20 protein-coding genes are annotated in these 22,998 nt (G+C 32.6%); 4 read left to right on the top strand and 16 right to left on the bottom strand.

The genetic code is table 11. From position 1 onward, the window contains the following. Positions 1-138: 138 nt before the first annotated feature. The 5 genes from ACFSTE_RS14535 to ACFSTE_RS14515 form a co-directional block, all read right to left on the bottom strand. On the bottom strand, positions 139-2,001 hold the full coding sequence (locus ACFSTE_RS14535; protein ID WP_176027100.1) for a lytic polysaccharide monooxygenase: 1,863 nt from the start codon (positions 1,999-2,001) through the stop codon (positions 139-141). 290 nt (positions 2,002-2,291) lie between these two features. Further along, positions 2,292-2,921 carry a Crp/Fnr family transcriptional regulator gene (locus ACFSTE_RS14530; protein ID WP_378253553.1) on the bottom strand — a complete coding sequence of 210 codons (630 nt, stop codon included), beginning with the start codon at positions 2,919-2,921 and terminating at the stop codon, positions 2,292-2,294. Positions 2,922-3,046: 125 nt separating this feature from the next. After that, the gene (locus tag ACFSTE_RS14525) at positions 3,047-3,664 is read right to left on the bottom strand and encodes a Crp/Fnr family transcriptional regulator (RefSeq protein WP_176027102.1); all 618 of its coding nucleotides are present in this window, start codon (positions 3,662-3,664) and stop codon (positions 3,047-3,049) included. A 398-nt stretch (positions 3,665-4,062) separates the two neighbouring features. Then, positions 4,063-4,272, bottom strand: coding sequence for a hypothetical protein (locus ACFSTE_RS14520; RefSeq protein WP_176027103.1), 210 nt, complete (start codon positions 4,270-4,272; stop codon positions 4,063-4,065). Positions 4,273-4,308: 36 nt separating this feature from the next. Next, complete coding sequence (locus tag ACFSTE_RS14515) at positions 4,309-4,545, bottom strand: hypothetical protein (RefSeq protein WP_378253549.1); 237 nt, start codon at positions 4,543-4,545, stop codon at positions 4,309-4,311. A 1,254-nt stretch (positions 4,546-5,799) separates the two neighbouring features. Between ACFSTE_RS14515 and ACFSTE_RS14510 the strand changes: the two genes are divergently transcribed. Further along, the gene (locus tag ACFSTE_RS14510; protein ID WP_378253547.1) at positions 5,800-6,519 is read left to right on the top strand and encodes an SDR family NAD(P)-dependent oxidoreductase; all 720 of its coding nucleotides are present in this window, start codon (positions 5,800-5,802) and stop codon (positions 6,517-6,519) included. Positions 6,520-6,693: 174 nt separating this feature from the next. Here ACFSTE_RS14510 and ACFSTE_RS14505 read toward each other — a convergent pair whose 3' ends face one another. From ACFSTE_RS14505 to ACFSTE_RS14465, 9 genes are all read right to left on the bottom strand, one after another. Then, entirely contained in the window at positions 6,694-9,933 is a 3,240-nt protein-coding gene (locus tag ACFSTE_RS14505) for a TonB-dependent receptor plug domain-containing protein (RefSeq protein ID WP_378253545.1), read from the bottom strand. Positions 9,934-10,166: 233 nt separating this feature from the next. Further along, complete coding sequence (locus ACFSTE_RS14500; protein WP_378253543.1) at positions 10,167-10,931, bottom strand: hypothetical protein; 765 nt, start codon at positions 10,929-10,931, stop codon at positions 10,167-10,169. Continuing rightward, positions 10,924-11,640, bottom strand: coding sequence for a hypothetical protein (locus tag ACFSTE_RS14495; RefSeq protein WP_176027108.1), 717 nt, complete (start codon positions 11,638-11,640; stop codon positions 10,924-10,926). Before ACFSTE_RS14495 ends, ACFSTE_RS14500 begins: the two co-directional genes overlap by 8 nt. After that, the gene (locus tag ACFSTE_RS14490) at positions 11,624-13,087 is read right to left on the bottom strand and encodes a hypothetical protein (RefSeq protein ID WP_378253541.1); all 1,464 of its coding nucleotides are present in this window, start codon (positions 13,085-13,087) and stop codon (positions 11,624-11,626) included. Before ACFSTE_RS14490 ends, ACFSTE_RS14495 begins: the two co-directional genes overlap by 17 nt. Further along, positions 13,084-13,713 (bottom strand): HmuY family protein, encoded by a 630-nt coding sequence (locus ACFSTE_RS14485; RefSeq protein WP_378253539.1) that lies wholly within the window; start codon positions 13,711-13,713, stop codon positions 13,084-13,086. Before ACFSTE_RS14485 ends, ACFSTE_RS14490 begins: the two co-directional genes overlap by 4 nt. 2 nt (positions 13,714-13,715) lie before the next feature. Next, positions 13,716-14,402, bottom strand: coding sequence for an HmuY family protein (locus ACFSTE_RS14480; RefSeq protein ID WP_378253537.1), 687 nt, complete (start codon positions 14,400-14,402; stop codon positions 13,716-13,718). Next, positions 14,399-15,013: a biliverdin-producing heme oxygenase gene (locus ACFSTE_RS14475; protein ID WP_378253535.1), complete on the bottom strand. Its 615-nt coding sequence runs from the start codon at positions 15,011-15,013 to the stop codon at positions 14,399-14,401. Before ACFSTE_RS14475 ends, ACFSTE_RS14480 begins: the two co-directional genes overlap by 4 nt. Before the next feature lie 481 nt (positions 15,014-15,494). Continuing rightward, positions 15,495-15,638, bottom strand: coding sequence for a hypothetical protein (locus tag ACFSTE_RS14470; protein WP_176027113.1), 144 nt, complete (start codon positions 15,636-15,638; stop codon positions 15,495-15,497). A 490-nt stretch (positions 15,639-16,128) separates the two neighbouring features. Beyond that, entirely contained in the window at positions 16,129-16,422 is a 294-nt protein-coding gene (locus ACFSTE_RS14465; protein ID WP_378253533.1) for a hypothetical protein, read from the bottom strand. A 271-nt stretch (positions 16,423-16,693) separates the two neighbouring features. Here ACFSTE_RS14465 and ACFSTE_RS14460 point away from each other — a divergent pair, with 271 nt between their 5' ends. Next, the gene (locus ACFSTE_RS14460; RefSeq protein ID WP_378253532.1) at positions 16,694-17,245 is read left to right on the top strand and encodes a hypothetical protein; all 552 of its coding nucleotides are present in this window, start codon (positions 16,694-16,696) and stop codon (positions 17,243-17,245) included. A 71-nt stretch (positions 17,246-17,316) separates the two neighbouring features. Here ACFSTE_RS14460 and ACFSTE_RS14455 read toward each other — a convergent pair whose 3' ends face one another. Further along, positions 17,317-18,318 (bottom strand): tyrosine-protein phosphatase, encoded by a 1,002-nt coding sequence (locus ACFSTE_RS14455; protein WP_378253530.1) that lies wholly within the window; start codon positions 18,316-18,318, stop codon positions 17,317-17,319. 394 nt (positions 18,319-18,712) lie between these two features. Further along, complete coding sequence (locus tag ACFSTE_RS14450; protein ID WP_176027117.1) at positions 18,713-19,003, bottom strand: hypothetical protein; 291 nt, start codon at positions 19,001-19,003, stop codon at positions 18,713-18,715. Between the two features lie 832 nt (positions 19,004-19,835). Here ACFSTE_RS14450 and ACFSTE_RS14445 point away from each other — a divergent pair. Together ACFSTE_RS14445 and ACFSTE_RS14440 are read left to right on the top strand one after the other, a co-directional pair. Next, positions 19,836-21,764 carry a tetratricopeptide repeat-containing sensor histidine kinase gene (locus tag ACFSTE_RS14445; RefSeq protein ID WP_378253526.1) on the top strand — a complete coding sequence of 643 codons (1,929 nt, stop codon included), beginning with the start codon at positions 19,836-19,838 and terminating at the stop codon, positions 21,762-21,764. After that, complete coding sequence (locus ACFSTE_RS14440) at positions 21,754-22,503, top strand: LytR/AlgR family response regulator transcription factor (RefSeq protein ID WP_378253524.1); 750 nt, start codon at positions 21,754-21,756, stop codon at positions 22,501-22,503. The genes ACFSTE_RS14445 and ACFSTE_RS14440 overlap by 11 nt, the downstream gene beginning before the upstream one ends. Positions 22,504-22,998 lie beyond the last annotated feature (495 nt).

Raw genomic sequence — 22,998 nt, 5'->3', positions numbered from 1 at the left:
TTATTCTCCAATGGACGTACTTACAACTAAAAACAAAAAGCTATCAAAGGATAAATCCTTTGATAGCTTTGTACTACCTTCAAAATAGTAACAGGTAATTAACTATTAATGTAATTCCCTGTATAATTCGAAAAACAATTATTTTTTAAGAATTCTCTCTACATACACTTTTCCATCAATATATATTCTATAGATATATAGTCCTTTTTTAAGGGTAGATAGGTCTTGTGCAATAGATTTTTGGTTTCCTTGATATATTTGCGAATTCATTAATTTCCCGGTAATATCATACAAGTTTATTCGTATCGATTCAGCATTTTTATCTGCTACGCTAAAGTTAACAATTCCTTGTGTTACTGTAGGGAAAAGAGCATACAGTGCATTTGAATTACAATCACCTGTTTTTGTCCAAGCTTGTTGCCAATACGAACCTGTTCCAGGTGCATATGCCCAAGCTGCTGCAGAGGAGCACCAACCTGCAATCGTACACTTATATTTTCCTCCTGCATTTTTCACTTCCTCACCACTGGTATAGGATGTTCCTGCAACATATTGTGATACTCCTGCACAACTTCCTCCTCCGGTATCTGTAAGTGTTGTTGCTGTTGCAGTATTACTAAAATCAGATTGATTGCCTGCTGCATCCTTCGCTTTTACTCTAAAAGAATATGTGGTACTTCCTGCTAATCCTGTTACCTGATATGATGTTCCGGATACAGTGCTGAGCACAGTACTTCCCTGATACACATCATACCCTATCACTCCTGTATCATCAGTAGCTGCTCCCCAGGAGAGATCAATAGTTGTTTGTGTAATATTTGATGTACTCAAATTAGCAGGAACAGAAGGAGCTTGTGTATCTGAGCTTCCTCCATTACAATCTCCTGTTTTTGTCCAGGCTTGTCTCCAATAGGTTCCAGTACCGGGAGCATATGCCCAGGCAGATGCTGAGGAACACCAGCCAGCTACAGTACATTTATATTTTCCTCCTGCATGCTGCACTTCCTGACCTCGATTATAGGAAGTTCCTGCTGCATATCGTGAGATACCGGAACAACTTCCTCCTCCGGTATCCTGAAGGGTAGTTGCCTTTGCAGAGCTACTGAAATCTGATAGATTTCCTGCTGCATCTCTGGCTTTTACTCTAAAGAAATACTCAGTATTTGCTGCTAATCCAGTTACCTGATACGAAGTATCTGTCACTGTAGCTACATGTGTATTTGCTCTGTATACATCATATCCTGATACTCCTATATTATCGGTAGCTGCATCCCAGGCTAAATCAACTGTCGTTTGTGTCGCATTTGAAGCTCTTAAATTCGTAGGAATAGAAGGAGCCTGCGTATCCGTATCTCCTCCATCAAAATGAATATCACTGGTCGAATAAAATGCTTCTGCACTATCTGACCTTTGCCATACGCTATAGATAACGTGCTTTCCTGTTCTGGTTGGCAATGTTACCGGAATATTGACTATCCTTTCGGGACCACTCGGAGGTGTTCGTACCAAAAGTTCCAGGCTATCCCATGTCAATGGTTGTCCTGGGGACCAACTTTCTTTGGTTATGTATACTTCATAATACGCAGTTGCATGCGGAGCATGATTGGTCCAGGTAACAGTGAATGGTCCAGGAGAAACCAGGGTAGATAACCAATCAGATCTAACCTGATCCATCCCCCCATATTTATCTGGTCTTCCTCCACTCGCCAAATTACCATCTTTCACATACCTTCTATGATCTCCATTCGCATTGGCCTGATTAATCTCACTCCAATCGTATAAAGGCTGCGTACCATGAGAGGCTACCGCTGCAATACACGCTGCAGAATCTGGACTTTCTGGGTCTTCCTGAAAACAAGTCCAAATACGACTTGGAGGATAAGTTACTGTTCCATGAGGGAGAACAGGTAAAATTACAGATAGGAATAAAAATGTACAAATTAACTGCCGCCACGAGCAATTAATTGTACTAATTCTTGCTGAGTTTGTTGTTTTAAACATGGTTTTAATAGTTTTTGTGTTAGTAAGTTAACTTATTAATACGTTATATTATTATAATCCTTCGTGTTTAATTCCTACTTTAACACTTAACTAAACACACAAAAACCACTGAATATCAACAAATAACACAAAAAAAAACTATATTCACGATCCACTATTGAAACCAAATCACACTGTATTATTATAGGGTTCTCAAAACAATACTATGGATTCTTTCAGATGCCTCTTACACTAAAAGAGCATTCTTAAGACAAATAGGTCCCTCTGCTCAAAGAATAAAAACAAAATGTTTATTTTTTGAGGAAGATTACGTTTCTCTTATTTTCAATAACTCCTTTGATTTTTAACTTTTTCAGGTTTCTAATAACTGCTTCTCGAGAACAATTTAATTCTTCAGAAATTTCATGTTGTGAAATTGATAACTCCTGACTGTTGTATAAGTTAGATTTCGTCAAAAGATAGTTGTATAACCGTTTTTCCAAACCATCTTTTGTATATGATTCTATTGCTGTTAACATGGATGAATAATGATATTCCTGGGATTTGATAAAGCTTTTCCTAAAGGCTTCTGATTCCATTGAATACCTTCTTATATTATCCAGAGATATGAATAATATTGCAGATTCTTTAAGAGATTTACAAAAAAAATCAATAGAACTATTGCTCAATGAAGAGTTAATACTTACAATAGGAAGTTGTTCGCTTTCTAACCTATATAAAAACCTCCTTTTTTCATAATGTTTTAGGTAAAGCTCCAAAGAACCGTAGATTAAAAACTTATAATAATTAGCGGTGTTCTCTTTAAAAGAAAAGAACTCTGTATCGTAATATTGTATGATGTTATCGGATTCAAACAAGAATGGAAATTTCTTGAAAACCGCTGATGTTTTTACTTGATCAGTAATTGTCTTTAAAATCATATGGTATATCTTATTAATGAAATAAATTAATTATAGAAAGACTTCTTCCTTGCATTATATAAGCATGGATGTCAATGCCGCACATATATCGGATACATTACAGACAATCCATAACAATTGGTTGTTTACACACTAAACCTGTTTAATACAATTTGCCCTCCACTAAGAGTTATTTGTTTTGTTGTTTTGAGCCTCTTCACAACTTTAAAAACAGTTGTTTTTGAAACTTGTAAATCCGAAGCGATTTCATTCCAGGGGATATAAAGTTTATTGGTGCCATAAATACTACTCTTTTTTAACAGATAATCAATAAATCGTTTTTCAATAGATGAACTAATGATCGTATCCATCGCTTGTAAGAGTTCCTGGTTATTATAATGATATGAAGATAACATCGTATTTTTTAATAATGGATAAGAATTACCTAACCTCAGAATATCGGTATTAGGCACCCATAACAAACGGCTATTTTTGATAGCAGTAACAGAGGTTCTTATTGTATCGTTATAAAAATTCATAAAACTTATAATTCCCTGACTTTTAGCATCAATATGATACAATAATAAAGGGTTCTCTCCTTTAAGTGTAACTTTGAATACCCCTTTCAAAATAAAAGCTGTGCTATTTTGATTTGCCTCCTGTGTACCAATAGACTCCCCGGGGGCATATTTCTTTTCTTCTCCTTTAATTTTTAATGTTTTATATAGTTTTGGATTCGTATCCAGTATATCTTTTAATACCATTCTTATCTTCTGCTGTTTTTATATACGCACCCGGCTTTACCCAAGGATCGACAATGAATGATCTCGATCATCATTCTAATCGTCTAGAGGTATCCTTACATTTTTTTGTTATAAAAAAGTAATGTAATAAAACCACAATAGGCTGCGTCGTTGGTAATATTTATTAAAAAATGAATGTGATTACATTGAATTTCCTGAAGGAATTCAATACTGTATTTATACGAAAAATGATGCCTCTATATACTAAGAGGCATCATACAATTGGAGTTCTTAATAAAACACTGACTTTTAGGTTTTTGATCATCAAAAATGAATACCAAAACGCTTGTTCTATTTCTTTCTTTTAGGTAAACTAGTATAAAAATCCTTCAATTTTGAATATGATATGTGATAAAAAGCTATTCACAGATTGGGTCATTGTTACCGTATAATTGCCTTACAACTATTATATCTTGCTGGCTCAAACTCCCTGATTGAACTAATGGTACATCTATATATCCTCCATCCAATATTGCATGAACTTCTGTATTCATTATAGAAATTGGATCTTCAACCGCTGTCTCTGGGATGTGACTACTAGTTTGGGTCGTTTCGATTCGTGTGACCAAAACCTATATTATACCTATTTCATGTCTGAGTACAAATCATAAAATCTGTCTTCTTCTCGTTTCTGGCATAATTACATCAAATAAACCTGGATCAATCTCTATAAGTTTTCTCAGCTTTCCATCTCCGGTAGGAAATCTTCCCAGTTCTTCTTCTCTAATCTTTCTATTAATGACAATATCAGGAATGTTGTTTTGAATAGTTACTTCTCTAACCTCATCACAGCTCGATATAAATCCAAACCTTCTCTGTTTTGGTAACTGTTGTGTTTGCATCTAAAATTACCTAGGTAGAAACAATAATGTCTCCTTCTACTAAATATCCTTCTTTTTTCTGAAGAACTTCAAAATCTACAGTATTAAACCCTAACGCATTCAAGCCTTTTATGGTTTCTTCTGGGATATGACTTTCTTTTGTTGCATTTCTTCTCCTCCTTCAACAGGATCTGTTTCGCTCTGTACCATTAATAAAATTGCAAAAATATTTAGTTGTTTCATTTTTGATTTATTTTAAATATTAGATATAAATTGTTTTTGGTTTGACTAATTTTATAACTGATAACAACAGCTTTTTCGTCCGGAAAAATGAGTTTCTGCAATTACGATACTCAACTGTTTTATGCTAATTTTATCAATTGGTTGTATGAGATTGTAAAATACGATCACTATCACCTCTCAAAGTTTTTACTCCATTTTCTTTCGTATGCCAATACACTTTATTTACCATTTTATCGCTTCAAGAAAGTGTATTGATAATTCTGGTTTTAGCAAATCATATAGTTCCTTAACATCCTAAGACATTACTAAATTATTAAATAAATACATCGATAAAGTAAAGGAGATCAAATAGTAAATAAAATCACACTTGTAGCATTAACACAAGCTTTTAAAGGAAGTTATAAGTTCAATTACTTTTAAATCATTTAATTATATACATCAAATCACAAACAAGAAATCAAAAACAGTAAAAACAGTACTGTTTAAACTCGTAAATATTTTTCTTTATATTTCAATTTTTAACAGCTGTTTAACCAAAATTTTACACTGATGATATTATTCAATCAAAAAATGTTAAACCGGTCTTAATACACAAGTAATTCCTCCATACATTCATCCGATTATTAAAAGCTAGTTAAACAAGATTTTACTTGAGAAATAACGGTTGTTTTGCTTGAGCCTTTTTCTTATAAAAAGGTATTTCTTTAATCAAGAAAAAAAACAAAAAACAGCTCTCAAAACAAACCATAAAACACTATTAAACAAACACGTAAAAGCACCATCAATATATACCCCATGCATACTTCTGTATTTAGTGCTTTACAAAAAATGAGAATTAAACCGTAGCTGTTCCCCCTCTATTAATCATCAGTACCAAATACTATAAAAAAACAAAATCCTCTTGCATAAAAATCATTGGTATGGTTTCTAAACAATTCACTATCTTAAAAAAATGTTGTAGTTCTAAAAAGTTGATTAACTCCATAAATAATATCGTATTTTTCCTAAAAAAAACGATTAATTTAATAGTCTATGGATTCATTCGCACTAATTACCGGCGCCAGTCGTGGTATTGGAAAAACACTCTCTTATTACTTTGCCGAACAAGGGTATTCTCTTATTTTAATTTCCCTACATCAAAATACCTTAGATAAGGTAAAAGCAGAAATACAAACAAAACACCCAGATGTAACAATCCAAACAGTCTCTATAGACTTTAGTAAGCCATTTGAGGTTTCTTCTAAAGCTCAATCAATTATTGAGCAATATTCAACTATTGATGTGTTGGTTAATAGTGCCGGAGTGCTATTTCCTGGGAATACAGGCTTAGCAGTAGATAAATTATCTGAGTTGATAAACGTAAATTTGATTTCTACGATAACAATATCCAACCTAGTGATAGAAAAAATGAAAAAACAAGGTTATGGAGAAGTGTATACCCTGGGGTCCATGGCTGGATTGGAAGCTGTTTCTAAAATTGCTGCTTATTCTGCTACAAAAGCTGCAATCGTTAGTTATAGTCAGTCATTATATCAGGAATTAACCCCTTTGAACATCCAGGTATGTTGCTTATGTCCTAGTGTCGTAAATACTGATATGACGAATGATGGGCGTATCTCAAATGATCTGAAAATTGAAACGAATGACCTCGCAAGCGCTATCCATTTTGTGCGTACTCTATCAACGGGTGCTAGTATGCCAATCGTACCCTTGCGCTGTAAAGTTATTGATTTAGAGAAACAACCTTCTTAATAAATCAATATCTCTGTATCAAAATTAAAATGGGCTATATTTTTAAAACATAGCCCATTTAATCGATAAAAAAATAGTGCAATCCTATTCCGTTTACCCCTCCTTACCGAGTAACGAAATTAGGAAGGTATCGTGTAGATATACATATTAAAACATAATTCTCTTTTTTGTTTTTTAAAACTTAAACCTAATAAACGCTCCAAAATTTCGAACAGGTAATAAGGAGCCGAATTCAAAAGCTCCTCCATTTCTGTTATTATAAGATCCATCTGGGTTTAAGTTATAAGGTAAACTTCTGTACAAGTACCCTAAATTTCTACCAACTAATCCTAAACTCATCGTAGCAAACCTTGATTTTCTCAACCATTTTTCTGGCAGATTATAGGTTACCTTTACTTCTCTCAAAGCTATATAACTATTATCAAAAACCGCATCTTCTTTTACTCCTGCGTATTTTGTAAAACCTTCATAATAATCATTTGCCTTTAATGGTTGAAGTAAGTATTCTCCATTACTATCTGTTCCTATTCTTTCTCTTGCCTGTTCAAATGTTAATCCTCCCACATTTACTCCATGAAGGATCGTTTCGCTAGCAAAAACTCCTTCTGGTATGATTCCATCGAAACTTCTTATATAACTTATTTCATTTTCATCTGTTTCAGGATTATAATGAGTATCTGTTTCTACTCTTTCTACGCCACCATTTTCTTTTGTTCTTCCAAAGGCTGTGTTTTTTAAGGCTCCTCGGTTATATAATAATGCATAGGTTCCTGAGAGGATATCTCCCCCAAATTTACTATCCAATACAAAAGAGAATTCCAGATTTTTATACCTAAATACATTAACCATCCCTAATAGAAAATCGGGAGTAGCATCTCCGATTATTTCAGGTTTTCCACTGGGCAGATACCGCATATTTGCATCAAATACTTTATTTCCTCCTTCTCTTAAGTAAGAATAATTAGATACCATTGTTCCGAAACTGCCGGTCAGCGCTCCTCTGAGATTTACCTCTTCCTGCCCTAGTTGAGATTGCTGTACGCCGCCATTTATCTCTTTAAAACGATTTTTATTACTGGAATAATTAATGATGTTTTCCCATCTAAAATCAGGTGTTTCAATAATTTTTGAATGCAGCTGTACTTCCCATCCACTGTTTACAACATCAACTTCCATTTGTCTAATAATTGATTCATTATTTTCGAGAGGTGTTAATAGTTCATATAAGTGATTATTGGTCAATCTTGTATAATAAGCTGTCGATAGTTTTATTCGATCTTTAAAAAAATAGGTATCCAGTCCCCATTCATTTTCCCATGACTTCTCTACAGAAAACCCTATCTGATAGTCATTTTTTGCTCCAAAAACAGCATTTTGAGTATAATAAGGCTTCATAATAGTCTGATGAGACGGGTATGGCAATTCCAAATCAGAATTCACAGGGTTCGAAATATGGTATAATCCTGTTACATTCCCGACTTTGGCAAAGTTTGTTTTTATAGATAGATTAGACATAAACCTAATCTCCTTATTGAGCAATTTTCTTACATCGTCCAATGCATTATATGAGACCCCAACTGCCGGATATGCTTGTTTTATTTCACTTAAATCTCCCAAAGATTTAAACGTCTTATTGATATGATATTTAAGCCCTAAATGCAGGAATAATTTTTCTCTCCATGAATTTGTATGGCTCAAATAAAAACCATAAATACTGTTTTGGTTTGCATTTTTTGCCTTGAAAGAACTGTTTAATATTCTTTGATCTGCCTGTCGATAAGTAGCTAAGACCTCTTTTTCAAACCCTCGATAAAATGGAATGGGTATGGATGTTTTAGGGATATAAGCTTCTCCTATAATACTTGAATTTGTATTAAAATAATCAAAGGAAAGTTCATTCTCTATTGTAAACTGATTAAATTTCAACTGTTGTTTAAATCCTATATAAAGGGATACTTCATCTGTTTTTTCTTCAGCCGTATTATAGTAGCTATGGGTATCTTCATCGAGATATAAAACATATTCTCTTCTATCGGAATCCAGGTCTCTAAAAAAACCGGGGGCTAATTCTTCTGTGCTAATACTATATCCTGAGTAACTCGTACTGGCATTTATAAAAAGTGTAGGTGTTAATTCATAATTAAGGCTAAAAGCCCCTCTAAATGTGGTATTTCTTTTTTCTGCTCTATGTCCATAAAGCCACCAGTTTGTCTGGTTTTCCAAAGCACTTTTCCCTACATTATCAGCAATATTAATCGGGGCATTAATAAATTGATTCCCTAATGAAGAAAATTTATGAGCTCCGATACTAGGAGCATTTCGACTTAGAGAGGAAATAAAAGACAACCTTGTACTTAATTGAAGTTTGTCAGATGCCTGAAGTATGTTCTTTAATAAGAGGTTGTGTTTATCAAACGTATTTTCATGATAGTTTCCTTTATTCGCATGTAAGGTATAAGATAGGTATGACTTACTAATCTTGGTACCATTTGATGCAGAAATATGGAGGGTTTGCGAATTCGCATCCTCGAAATGGTTTAAATAATTCTCACTTGCTTTTGTCAGTAAAAAAGAGCGTTTGTCATTTTTATCAATATCGTTGATATCTATAAGCTCTGGAGCTCCAAAGGTCTTTCCTATAGAATATCCTGCATTGGCATTAAAACTCCAGCCATTTTTTATTCGGTTGCCTTTAGTGGTAATTTCTACTACACCATTCAATCCTCTGGCTCCATACTTATTAGCATCCATCGCAGATTTTAGCACATTGATTTCTTCGATATCAAAAGGGTTTATATCTTTCAGAGCATTTCCCCAATCTTGTCCCCCATTAGCATTCGCTCCCGAGGATTCATTCGGGATAGGGATTCCGTCAATTACAAAAAGAGGTTGATTATTTCCTGCTATTGATTTTTGTCCTCTGATAATCATACTACTACCAGATGTAACTCCTCCCGCTGTAGCACTCATCTGCAAACCGGCAATCTGCCCTCTAAGAATATTGATCGGGTTAGCTTCTACGGTATTAATAACTGCTTTATTTCCCAATGTATTACTACTGGAAAAAACCTCTTTGGTTTTCTTATTCTCTTTAGTTCCTATCAACAAAACCTCCTCTATCTGTATACTCTCTAAGCTGATATTTTTAAAAGCAGTTGTCTTAAAATGAATTGTTTTTTGCTGATAGAATTTTGACAAAATAACAACTGTGCTAGGTAGTGTCTCTACCTCTAACTCAAAATACCCTAGCTTATTCGAAATCACTTTTTTGTTTGTATTAATTTCTTTCAGTACAACGCCTTCCACCGGTTGGGAAATACTATTGATAAGCTTTCCTTTAATTATGTGTTGTGACATACCATTCATACTATATAGCAATAGCAGTAACAGTAATATATGTTTTGTTTGTTTCATGGTATTTTATGAATACGTAATTTGTTTTTATATTGAAGTAATACCTTTTGATTTCAGTCAATTCTGTTCCTGGCTTAAGAGTTCGCCCTTAAGCTTATAACAGTGTTATGGTAATTATACAGCAATAGAATGATCGGCTATGGTTCTAATAATCTGGCGGAACGCTCTATTTGACTCCTCCATATGAGGCTACAACCATTTATGCGTTTCATGTACTTGCTTGTAGCTTACTTCTATTGATTATATTTATAAGTGAATGATTGTTTTTTTCCTGGAAAGATGTTCTTTTTTACCGGTACGTCATATAATGGATGAATATATCGATATGTCAATTCCTGTATTTCTCCATTATATTCTATGGTAGTGGGTATATCTTCAGATTTAGGCAGCTTACTAATTCTCACTACATTATTATTACTGATGATCCTTGTGATATTTTCTTCCATACGTGGTAAGGGATAATTTAATAAACAGATTAATACTTCTTCCTGAATAGCATGATAGGGAGTCAACATGGAATCGTAAAAATAAAACACATTCCTATTATGGGAGTGTAAATAGCTCCTGACAATATTAGTGTTATCATCAAAAAACAAATCTAAATAATCTGAAATCACCATCACTCCTTCTTCGTTTTTTTGTAGATAATTAATCCTCCATGAAGTAGCCTTCTTTTCTAATTGTACTTCAGTATCATCATCCCATACGACTATATATCCATCATCTGTGATATGTACTGTTCTTTTATTAATAGTATTAATTTTTCCTTCCTGATATCGCAGGTTAAACAAATCACTTCCTCTGAGCCTTACTTTAGTGAGTTCTTGTTTATTCCCATACACGTATGACTCTATTACATTCTCCTGATCATCTTGCACTTCTAATAATCTAAAATCAGCAGCAATGTCTTTTCTATTTGTTTTTTGTATTTCCAGGTCTGTCTCACAAGCTATTATTATTAGTCCTCCTAGTATAGCTAAACTTATTTTTTTAATCATAATATTCAATTATAAATTGCGCGTCTCTGACTATTCCTCTATAAAAAATAACAGGTAGCCCATCATCATTAAATTCTTTTGTAATACCATAGGCATACCCTCCCTTATAATCTCGCGATGCATCAAACATGGCGACATTTACATACTTGACCTGATCTAAGGAAACCAAGGTTGAGCTCCCTCCTCCATGCCCTGCGAGTTCAAAAGAACTCTCCATACCAGCACATAAGATTAATGCTTCTCCTCCTTCTAGTTGGGTGAAAAAATTTATCTTATCAGGAAACAAAACTTCAGTTTCTGAGAGCGGTTCAACAATCTTAGAGTAATCTGGGTCTATATAGTCCGTAAGTTTCCCATGGGTATTAAACCTGCCTATTTTTTTGATTTTCATCTTTTTACTCTCCTCTGAATGATACACAAAAGAGTACATTTTTTTTAGTTTATGATCTAAGGTATACCTATCTCCGTAATGAATTTCTATTACCCTACCTAAATCATCATAAACAGGTTTATACTTATACAGATACAGCCCATGCGAATTAAAAAAATATTTAACTCTCCCTCTTTTATCAGGGATTTCATCATATCCATTTTCATAAGTACTTTCTTCTGAAATATCAATATGACTGTCTTCAGTAACACATCCTATAAAAAATAACATTACCAGTATTAGGATGATTTCTTTTATTGAATTATTTACCAATTTCATATGCTTTATTTATGTTTATATAATTAGTCAAGCTAGTATCATCGTTCTCTTTAGACTCATGAAGTAAATCGTAGATCTCTTTTGCTGATTTATTAGGTAGAGCAGACCATAAAGAAGCGATATTAGCTGTTAGAAAAATACTCCCTGTCGCTATAAAACTTAATCTTTTTCCACGGATGTCATCCACAGATTGATCAATACTAAAAAAATCAGGTTTAGAGCGTCCGTCAACTGTTTTTACTTCTTCAAAACTCCAAGCTTTTTGATACCCTTCCCCAAAGAATTTTTGTGAGATCCCACTTCCCACAATTGTATAAGAAGCATCAGTAGGGGGAGTCGGTACTTTTGTAGAAGGCATGGTATTTATTACAAGCATTCCTTTAGACATAGCAATGTTAACGGCTCTTGAGGAATAAGCTGTTTTACCATCCATTTTTTCGAAAGGTATATTTCTATTTGGATCATCAAAATGACTTCCAAAAATATTTCTCGAATTCACGATATGAACTCCTAAACTATCCGCTCTTTCCAAAGCACTAACCCATAGTAATTCATCAACAGCTTCTTCTTGATCAGAACTTTCAGGCACATACAATGCGTATTTTGCTTTACATGCCGGAGCGACAAATTGATCCGGAAGTATCGAAGCGCTAAACTCCAAATCTATATGCCCTTCCCATGATCGGGTATCCACTTCATGGTCTCCTCTATGAAAATTATACGTATCAATAATTTGACGTTGGTCTCCCAGGTGAGCTATAGCTTCCAAATTCGTTCCCTCTCCTTCTTGATCTATTTCAAAGTCTAATAAAAAGCCTTGTCCCATTAAGGCAATAGTAATTCCCTGTCCTAAAAACCCTTGTTGAGGCAACTCATTTTTATAAAACTCTAAGGTATTAAGGGCACTCCCAAAATTGATTTCAGTACCTGATAAGTATTCCGAATTACTAGCATAGCCCGTTAATTTTTGTGTTATTCTCTCCGTACTATTTGCTCCTTCTTCATAGGAATGCAGTTCTTTTCTTTCTCCAAAACTTTCAATCTTCTGGACAAAACCTAATGCTTCTAACTCCTTCTTATCAAAATCTTTACCTGTCGCAATTACCAATGCATTAAACCATCTTGTTGCAAACATTACTTCAATATCTGCTGTTGTTTTAATTTCATCGATATACTCCTGATAAACCGGGAGGTCTAATTGATCAGTAGTAATTGCATGTTTCGCTCTCTTATCTATTGCTTCTTTACTTAAAAAAGCTTCTTTTTTTGTTATATCCTGATTCCCTTTATCTTTAAAATGAATTAGGTAGAGTTCTGTTTTTATAGATGGAGGAGTTATTTGATCCTCATAAGCACTATATAATTCTGCATCTAAACTTGTATCTCTACAACCATAAAAATGGGTTAATAGTAGCAGTAAAATGATGAAAAAACAATTGGATTTCATGGAGTAAATTTATCTTGTTTATTAATGATTTGATATTCGAAAGTAAAGTAGTCCGGCCATCTCATTGTTTCCCAGCTTAACGAGTCAAACCCTTCATAAATATCCTTGTAACCGCTCAAAATCCTAAACTTTACATAATATTGACCATCAGCAGTGGTCATAAAAAAACTTCTGTTTTTATACGGTTTAAAAATGGCTGCATTAATAATTTCATACCAGGATTCAGTTCCTCTGGCATAGCCAAAGGCATATTTTTCATTTCCCTCATCACCAACTAAATTCAATGGGGCGGGTACATTAATAATAGTTTCGTAGTTTTCATCTACGATCATCCCTTCGGCCTTACCAGTTCTTTCTATGGGATCCGTATCTGCTCCTCCATTGATCAGCAGTTGATGCCTTTTAAAACCCAGATCCCAATTATTCCCCTCTGGTTTTTCTACAATTTTATTTTTTCTGAAATTAAAATAAGTTGGTTTGTTATAATTTACCGCTGCCAGATTCCTTACTAATACATTTTTATTAAAAATATCTTCTTTAAATTCAGGTATTTCTGTTGTCTCTTCTTTACTACAAGAAAAGAAGAGGCACATTCCCAACAGCATGGGTATTGTTATTATTTTCATCTTTATAGTTTTGTGATTTCTATATGTAAAAACCTTCCTTCTGATTCTGAGAAACCAAGGAAACGTAGTTTGTAATATTTTTGTGTTACTGTTTTGATAAGGTAGAATAGCCGTTGGTTGATGGAAAAAGAATTGCTCATATCAAATGTTTTCCAATCATATCCTATTGTATTAATCCTTTCATCGTATTTTAATGTTTTAGCTTTGTCAATAGTAAAGTTCTGATAGACTTCTTTGAATTCCTCCTCGCTCATATTCATATCAGAAAACTTAGAAACCGCTACTGATTCGTTAATATTAGATAATACTCCATATACTGTATAGGGGACCCCTTCGGGTAATAATTGTTCATAAGCTGTAGCAACCAAATGCCATTTCTCTGTGATTGGCGAAGATTCGATCAAAGGGGTATCATTACCTCCGTATAAATCAAAATTGACCCATTTTTTTGATCCGTACGTTACGGTTTTACCTATTTTCATATCATCCAAATCAATGTACAATTGATTCAAATAAAGTGGAGCTTCTCCAACAGGATTTGGATTATACGTTATTTCTTCTTTAATAATGGTCCCTTGTTGAGGCGTCTGTTTTTCCTCTTCTATTACTTCATCCGAATCATTGGAACATGATAATAAGAGAAGCCCCATGGCGAATATTGTTGTTGTTTTTATAATGTGGTTTTTCATTTTTGAGTATTTATAAATTCATTTGAGTTCAGCATGACTGGTTCTGAAAAGTTTGGTACTGCGTCAAATAATTGAGAAAAATGTCGAAATGTCTCTTGAGCGGTATAAATGATTATCAGCTTTTGTTCTTGAGTATACGCGGAGGTATTCATTGCTTTCTGAAAAGCATTCCATATCATTAAAGTATCCTCCCCATAACCTGAAAAAAAAGAAACTCCTTTAGTAATTCCTTTTTTAGCAAGCATTTTCACAATTATTCCTCCTCCCATGATGGAACCTTCCATAACATATAAAGCTCCTATCGCTTCTAATGAATTACTAATTACCGGAATTGTTATATCTCGAAAAGATACAGGTACATCCTGAAGCGCAAGCAGGTCATTTCTAAGATGTTCAGACGTACGTCTATCTTTATAATTGGGTCTGATTTCTTCTGTCAAAAAAGGAGCTATCGCTTTTTCCAGATGATCAAAATAATTATGAAAATACTTCAGCAAGTCCGCATAATCTCCTTTGCTTTTGATATTCTTGAGTCTTTCTACTACTTTCTTTTCCAACGCTTGGTGGTCTTCTTTTGTAGCGTCCTTAATTACTTTACTAAGGGGATTCATTGTTATAAAATATAATTATGTTATTCTTCTATCTTTTCAGGACCCTACCTATCAGATAATTACCACAAAGAGTTGAACTCTTTAGATAATCTGATGACTCCCTGATGTTATTCGTTATTCGTAGCGCTGCTCTCTATAAGTTTCTGAAGGAATGGTATTCAAACAAATACGTTACTACTATAAAAATTCAATTGCTGTTTTGGGGAAGAAATCCATATTCGCTATTAGTTATTTCGGTACTTGATGTGCTCAATAAACCAATACTACTATCTACTTTAATTTGTCTATTTTTGCACTGTCTGCTCTTTAATAGAAACAATACTAACAGCTCTTTTAATAAAACAAAAAAGGATTAGATACTCAAAGAAATCTCTATCGCGAAAGCGGTATATACTTCTTTTATAACATGATAATTACGAATACTAAGCTCTTGAATTCTCTTCTATAAAATTTATTATTTTCAAAGTCAGCTATACAGAAATTACACACTACTTTCTCTACATGATTGGTTATCAGCTGTACTGTTAGTTAGTATTCGTAAGTCGATAGTGACTCCTTTGGTTTGATTCGTAATAGTGGTTATTACAGCACTATCTTTTCTTCCTACAATAGGTAGATTTTTCATAAATTTGTCGTTTAACGACAATCACAATTTGTGATTGTTTTTATTATTAGCTCAGTGCAAAGTTTTGAGAGACAGAAACACTGGGCTTTTATTTTTACTGGTCTTATGTTTACTATTTATAATCTATATTTAGTAGCTACCTGGCTAACTTGCTATCTTTTTTATCATTTTTTAAATCGTATTGTAACCTTTGAGAATACCACAAACAGGTATCGAACTATTCTCGCAGATGATTTTTTATTTTTATTTATTCTAAATAAAGTGCAATATTACAAAAAACACACAGCTGTTTATTTGAAATAGTGTTAATAAAATCCTCTACAAATACTAATAAATGGTTAAAAGGTTTCTGTTTATACAACTCATTTATTCTTGAGTTACATCATATTATTCTTTATGATGACAAACAAATAAAAAGCCCCTTGGAACTAGTTCCAAGGGGCTTTTACTGCGACTTATAGTTGTTATTAAATAATTGAGGTGTTTACATCTATTTGACAAGTCTATTACAACCTATAGGAGATAATACCAGATCCATCCATTTTGCTTCTTTTTGTTTGGTTTCTTTTGAAGCAGAAAATAATACTATCAACTTCTCTTCAGGTTTCATCATCTTATCTACAGGAATAGTCTTCTTAGTATTCCCTACAAAAGAAGAAGTATTATCACGAGTCGATATGCGTACGTTCTTTTTATGAGGTAGGTGTTGATCTTGCAGGCTTCTTGTACAAGATAAAAAGAGCATCTGCACGCATACAACTTTTAGCAAAAAGTTTGTTTTCATTATTATTTGTGTATAAGTTGGTGATGCAAAAATATCCTTTATCTTTTTTTATCTAAAATACTTTTTTCAAATAGCTATCATATGATAAAGCTATTATACGCTTCTAGCTACCTTAACATATCCTTCTTTTTAATTCTCATTAAATGACAACTTTTAACCTTGATAAAGCATCATTTTTTTTTCTTACAAAAGACAGAAAAAGAATCTCTTTTTTTACACTGTAAAAAAAAGATTTTTAATAATTTCATACACCTAAAAAACACATACTACTATGAAAAAAACATGGATTATTATTATCATTTCTTTATTGAGTTTTACCACCTCACAAGCACAAATTAAAGCCGGATTTGGAGTAGGATTTGTTTCTCCTTCTGGTGACCTAGCCGATATTGCAGAAGGGGGACTTACCATTACTGCTGAAGCAGGATATGGGGTCCTAAAACAATTGGATGTTTCTTTATTGTACCAACTTGATATTTTTGCTGAAGAAAAACTTGGAGGAGTTAATCTGGCCACGGTAAAAATGGGAACTGTCCTGGCTAATGCTCGATATTACTTCAGAGAAGATGGTTTTCAACCCTATGTAGGATTAGGAATAGGACTGGCTAGTATAAAACAAGGTGATTATTCGATTGTTTCTAATGGGATTAATGTAAATGTAACCGGGTTTGACGAGTCTAATTTTGCGTTCCGCCCTGCTCTCGGGTTCAAGTATGGAATCCTTAATGTACACACAGCTTATTTGAATGCAGGAAAAGTAGAAGAATCTACCGTTGGGGATCTTACCTTCAATATTGGATTGTTATTTACTTTTGGAGGATAACATATACTACTAAAAAAGCAAGTGATAGTAATCACTTGCTTTTTTTTTATCAATAATATATTTTTAGGAATTTATCCTTGCTTCTTAATCGATAACTTTTCTTCCAATTCTTTTTGAGAAATTCCAAAGGCCAATTTTAAATATACATCATAAGATCCATATTCCTTTATGATCAATGCAAGCGCTAAATTTATATCCTCTTTTTTCACAGATAAAGATGTCTCTAAAGAGGTTACTAAAGGCTGTATTTTTTTATCTATTTCTTCTTCTGACAATTTATTAAAGTCAGGAGTTGCCTGTAGTTCATTTTTTGCCATTTCTACTATTTCTGGAACCTCATTATCCTTATAATCTTTGAATACTTCTTTCAGGGTTGTATTCGCATGAATATAATCATCAATAACATATTTATCATATGCATTCAATGAACTGTATAATAAAGCTGTAAGAAACCCTATTCTATCTTTCCCCATCTCTCCCTGAAGTATTACTTTTTTATCGCCAAGTAAATATTTAGTTATTTTCTTGTAGTGTTCGAATAATTCGGTATTGGTGACGAATGCTTTATACTGTATTTCTCGTTGTTCTTGTATGTAGTTCTCATTTTCTTTTACTCCAATACCCAATACATTTTTGATAATTTCTCCATTACTAAGTGCATTACTTATAGGAATCGGTAGATGTACTCTTGTAATATTCTTTGGAAGAACGGTAGAAAAATCGATATTCGAATCAATCTCTTCATCACTTCTCAAGTCTATTAAAACGGTCTCACCCAGGCTCTCTAAAAACTTTTTTCCTTTCTTGTCTACATTGTCCAAATACGCCGTTCTAAATATCTTATTCTTTTTAAACCACCTTCCTGATTGTAACGGTAGTTCTCCCAAGTCTTTAAAGTTTGTCAAATTCCCGGCTTTTTTCGTTCTGTCTGCCAAATTACTTTGTACTACTATTTCTGTCAGAATTTTAGATAGGGACTCATCCAAAACAGTCGTATCATCATTTTGATCACATGAAACAAGTAATACTGCGGTTACTACTAATAAAAGTCTTTTTAATTGTTTTTTGTACATTTTGATGTTTTTGTTATGATTTTACATGTTCATGTCGTGCAATCATTACCTACCCCCCTATAAGAAAAACAAAAAAAATATTTCTAAAACTTATACATCCTCCTATCGTCATCAATTCTCTTTGTGCTTATTTATTCTCTCTACAAGAGCAGCTTTCTTAACCAATATCACTTGATCAAATACATAAAAAGTAAGTGGACAAATCACTTACTTTATAGGGGCTAAAAAATCGTTCCTGATAAATCTATTAAACACCAGGTATCATATGCTATCTGATTCGAAGTAGGAAGGGGGAATACGACTCTCTACTAAGAGATAATTTGCATTTAATTCAATAATAAGAATATATTAAAGGTAGGCTATATAGATACCTGGTGTTTTTCTTACTGATGGATTAGCATCCAAATAGTGGTTTCAGAGAATCAGGAAGATGATCACAAATATTAAAATCTCCTCCGGTATCTCCTGTAGAACAACTTGAACTCACATTATCTCCTTCACAAGAGAAAGAATCGATTACTACTCCATTTCCATCTTTAACAGTTACAGTTGCCCCATCGTAGCTCACACTTACGCTATCTACTTGATAGGTTCTTGTTTCACAATCCGTTGTTACTGTACAATCTGCTTTAACAAATGTTGTAAATGCTACAACAGCTAGTAAGGTTAAAAGTTTTGTTTTCATAATGTATAAAAAGTTTGAGATTAATTTGTTGCTAAAGTATAAGCACCTCCGAACTCTTTCCTCTCATTATTAAACAAACCACCTTCAAAATGTATAAACAATATGTTTTTATGTATAAAGTAAACTTCTGCTAAACAAACCTAAAGAGCATTTTATAAAAACAGGTTTTTTTAAAACTTTAATCATTAGATGAAGACACACTTCTAGGAGTATTTACCTTATAGAAAATAAAAAAATAACTCCATTTAGATCTGTTTTTAGGATTAAATAAGAAAAGTCAAAAAAACATACCTGAATCACATATTGGATTAAAACGTCCATATAACTTTCTTAAAACACCTCCGAAAAACCTACTTATACGACTGATAGTCAAAACATCTTCTATACATATTCCCATAAATAGATCAAGGATCATTATTAGGCATTCCAGAAACTAGATTCGTATCTGATGTAGCTTTCTATATAGGGAATCCAATATTATGCCCAAATTCATAAGTAATCATATTTGATTTTCTTTGTTTTATCCAAAAAGCATTAAAAAACTTCTTATTTACAGAAAATATACTTGATTTTGTATTAACCAACGATTACAATGTATTAAAATAGCATATTCTCTCGTATCATTTATTTCAAATTCACTCTCTATAAAGAAATGTTAAAAAAACATGTTTTATTAATTTTACTATTTGTAAAAAAAAACTAAAACTCTAATAGTAAAAAGATTATAAAAATCATCGTTTTTAAACAAATCACAAATTTTAGTTAACAAGCAATTTTGAATAGAATAAGCATGTTTTTAAAACTTATTTTTAAGTAATCAACTCTTATAAATATGACTCTTAAACTCCTATTATTCAAAATCTTATTATTTTATTTTCCTAATACCTATTCGTTACAAGAAGATCCTTCAAAACAATGTTTGGAAAGAGAAAACAGTGCGGATTCTATTCAGCATTTTTATAAACAAGCATTAACCTCAGAAGCAAATCACGACTATGAAAAAACAGCATATTACCTAAAGAGAGGGCTAGAACTATCTGAAAAAGAGAATTATTTTAATGGGATTAAAACTTTTGGGCATAGATTAGAATATATATATAGAGCACGTCTATCTAATTATGAAAAAGCAGAAAAACTAAATAATCACCTTCTGCAAATTTGTAAAAAAAGAGGAGATACCACTTGCTATATTATACGGTTAGTGAATTATGGGGGCAAAGAAGTTCAAAAAAACAACTATATCAAGGCGTTACAATTTTATAATAAAGCTTTAGAATTAGCCAAAAAGATAAACGATAGTCTTTTACAAAGTGATATTCATGTTTCAAAGGGTATCTTATTCCAAGATATTGGTTCATTTGATGAGGCCAAAAAAGAACATTTAAAATCTTTAAAATTAACTCGTCCTACTGATTCTACATATAGAAAAACTGCATATATAAACTTATCGTATGCTCAAAATGATGCTCTATCAGATTCTAGTTTATATTATTTGCAAAAAGCATCAGTATTTTGCAGTGATCCTTCAAAAAAAAATTGTTACACATTGTATAATAATATCGCCTGGTATTATGTAAAAAAAAACAAACCTCATAAGGCCCTTGAAATTATTAAAACGTATATTGATTTTGACAAAATTGAATTGTATAGAAATGACTATGCGGCTATACTGCATACTATGGGGACTATTTATCAACAAGTAGCCGACTATTCTCAATCAATCTCATTTTATATAAAAGCATTGTCATATTATAAAAAAACAGGAAATGCAGAGCGTGTCATAATGACTTTAGAAGATATGGCGATTAGCTTTAAAAAAGCTGGACAGGAAGATCAACTCCTTCCTTATCTAAAAGACTATCAATATTATTATCCCTTATTATATAGTTCTAAATTAAAAAAAGAGCTAGCCGCCATTGAGTTTAATAATCTACTTAAAGAAAAAGAGGAAGAAATCTCTTCTTTAACATTCAAAAATCATCAGATGGAGGCTTCTGTAACAAAAACCAGACTTTCCATTTATACCCTCTTAGGAATTATAGTAGTCATCATAGGAATTATTGGGTACCGAAACCACATTACCCGGGTTAAATTTTACCAATTAAATAACAGCCTTGCTGTAAGTAGATTACAGTCACTTAGAACAATTATGAACCCTCATTTTTTATTTAATTCCTTTAGCGCACTTCAAAACTTTATTCTAAAAAAAGAACATCTCAAGGCTAATGAATATATGACTCAACTATCTGGGCTTATTAGAAATGTTTTGTCTAATTCTCATAGTGTATACAGTGATTTTGAAAAAGAAATAGCGATTATAAAATCATATATCGGAATTGAAAATGGAAGATTAGAAGAAAAAATAAAGGTTGTATATCACATTGACGAAAACCTAAAAGGCTCAAAGTTAACAATTCCATCAATGATCATTCAACCATATGTAGAAAATGCAATTATCCATGGACTTCTCCCATCTAACCAAGAAAAAAAATTAACAATCCGTCTCGTTTTAAACGAAAAAGAAGTTATATGTATTATTAAAGACAACGGCGTTGGAAGACAATACAATGAAAAGAGAAAACATCAGGGATTATCTATAGCCACGCGAAATATTTCTGAAAGATTAGCCATTTTAACCCAATTAGGGTATCAAAATACTACTGTTTCTACAAAAGACCTTTTTACGAAAGAAGGTAAACCTAAAGGAACTTCTGTAAAAATAATATTACCTATCATTACCACCTCTAATTATGAAAGATAAACTTAGTTGTATAATCATTGATGATGAAAAAAAAGATCGCGAGAACTTAACACTCCTAATAAATACGTACTGTCCTCAAGTACAAATTTTAGGTGAAGCTTCTGACAAAAATACCATTGTACGAATGTTAACTTCTCTTCAACCTGACCTTGTATTTATGGATATACAAATCGGAGAGTTCACCGCTTTTGAAATCCTATCCGAAATAGAAGAACTTTCTTTTAATATTGTGTTTGTCTCTGCCTACGATCAATATGCTATTCGCGGTTATAAATACAATGCTATTGATTACATACTCAAACCAATAGACATCCACAAACTTACGGAAGTCATACAAAGAATATCTGATAAAATTCAGCAAAACAACCTATTTCTTCCCCCTACAAATGCCGCTACAGCTTTTAATCCTATGAGTAAAAAGATATCTGTTACTGATGCCAAAGGAATTCATGTATTAGAAGTACATAATATTCTATACTGTCTAAGCAATGGAAACTATACTACTTTTATTTTGTCCGATAAGAAAGAGATCATCATATCAAAAAACCTAAAATACTTTGAGACAAAGCTAATCAATTACGGATTTACAAGAGTTCATAAATCTTATTTAGTTAACCTAGAACATATTAACTATCTAATAAAAGAAGACGGAGGAGCTATTATTATGCAAAACAAAGATGCTTTACCTATTTCTAAAAATTTTAAAAAAGAGTTATATAAGCGAATGAATATTTTATAAAACATTCCTTATAAAGTAAACACGATCACGGTTTTATTTTATAAGAATCATCTATTCGTGTAATATAGCCTTATAACTTAACAAAAGAGGCATTTATAACACTTTGACATCTCTTATTAGGTGTCGTATATACGCCTCTGGATCTCCGTTTGCGAATATGGATTATTCCTCTACCCTTTCCTGCCGAAACCAATTGCCCGCTAAAGGTGTAATCCCATATATAAATGGTATTATCCCTTCTCTACTTCTTTTGACACATTTAGGGTAACAAAGAATCTTACAACATAAAAATAATTTCCTAAGAAAGGAAAATCGACAAGTCAATCCAATTAATACAAACTGTACAATTATTAAAGTGAAAAATCTTCATACAGACAAATCAGACTTAATAAAAAGGACCTATATAAGGGTTTAAAAAAAATTCATTATAAAACCAGAACATATCTAGGGGATAAAATCATTTCTTACACATTAAACAAAACAAGCTTACCTGTC

Origin of the sequence: Aquimarina hainanensis, from assembly GCF_042684685.1 — a bacterium.
GTDB lineage: Bacteria > Bacteroidota > Bacteroidia > Flavobacteriales > Flavobacteriaceae > Aquimarina > Aquimarina hainanensis.
This window is presented reverse-complemented; position numbering and strand designations above follow the sequence as displayed.